The 1,265-nt window shown below is 34.8% G+C and carries 1 protein-coding gene; it reads right to left on the reverse strand.

What is annotated here, in order from left to right; genetic code table 11:
* Positions 1–195: 195 nt before the first annotated feature.
* Positions 196–966, reverse strand: a complete 771-nt coding sequence (locus tag DDZ16_RS20560) for a hypothetical protein (protein WP_109266364.1) — start codon at positions 964–966, stop codon at positions 196–198.
* Between the last annotated feature and the right edge of the window lie 299 nt (positions 967–1,265).

Here is a 1,265-nt window from a genome sequence, read left to right on the forward strand (position 1 = left end):
CAGGCCCGATTCCTGGTATTCTTGGTAGAGTTGCTTAAAAGTTGTCAGTGTCATCCTCATTTTTTGACAACAAAGTAACGGCTGCCGGCCGGAGGATGCAATACGTGGCAGACCGATGGCTTACTTTCAAGTTAGGTATTTGGCTTTTATTGCCGAAGCTATAAAACTTCCTAATTGAGCCGGACTCCATAAGCTTTATTGCGATTTGTTAGGCAAGGGTAGTTGTTCATTTCCTTGTTCTTTTAAAATTCTGTTTACCAGTTGAAGTATATCATAATTTTCTAGCACAGCAGCAGTATCAGAAAAGTCTATCGACAAAGGATCTCCAACATAATTTTGGGGTACAATTGAATAACTTATTATTTCTGATTCACTATATCCTAAATTTAATTCTTTCAATTCAGTTGGCAAACAATCAATTCTCGCTATTTTCTCATTTTTATTGAAAGTAATAAATCCAATATTTCGTTCTTCTGTAGCTACAGCTCCTTTTTTTGTTAAATATGTTAATTGAATTTTTAGTAGTAAGTCATTAAAAACAGTTATTGGTGAATATTCAATGACTTTGTCGGGATTAGGTCTAACTGTACCAAACAAATAAGCCTTATAATCTCCCACTAGATAGATTGTTTTAAATTCTCCAGGTGCCAATATCACGTAGCTTTCTTTATTTTCATATGGACTTATACGTTTAAAGAAGTTTCTATCATTATTTTTAACTTCTAGTTTTAGTTCAGAATTTAATAAAACCTCCGTCTGGTTGCCTGAATTCTTAATTAACAAAGGGATAGTAATCTTTTTAGTCTCGGTATTAAAACTTGGTTTTAAAGTAGCATATTCTAAAGTATGTTTCTCATTAAAAAACTGAAAATAAATGCTTAGTGCGGAAAAAATGAGTGCTATAATGCTGACTAATAAACTTGGAGATTTAAATAGTTCCTTTATTTTCTGGTATACTTTCTTCATAATCAATATATTCAATTGAATACAATAGTTTATTAATATTGCCTAACGTCCCGCTGTATGCGGTCGGCCGGGGCTTTCAACCCGCTGTGATTTTATCAGGCCAAAAGTATGTAACAAGGCCAAACAAATGGTTGAATATGCTATGAATGCCCCGGCTGCCGTATTACAGCTTTGTGTGTGCCCTGCATGAGCAGCAGCGCACCCACACTGGAAGTTCTTGAAAAAGATTAAAAATACAAATCTTTTTCAAGGAACCATAAAGTGCGGGGTGATTTTATCCAGAGGGTGTAAGTCCCTTA

It is taken from the genome of Marinilabilia rubra, from assembly GCF_003121985.1.
Lineage (GTDB): Bacteria > Bacteroidota > Bacteroidia > Bacteroidales > Marinilabiliaceae > Marinilabilia > Marinilabilia rubra.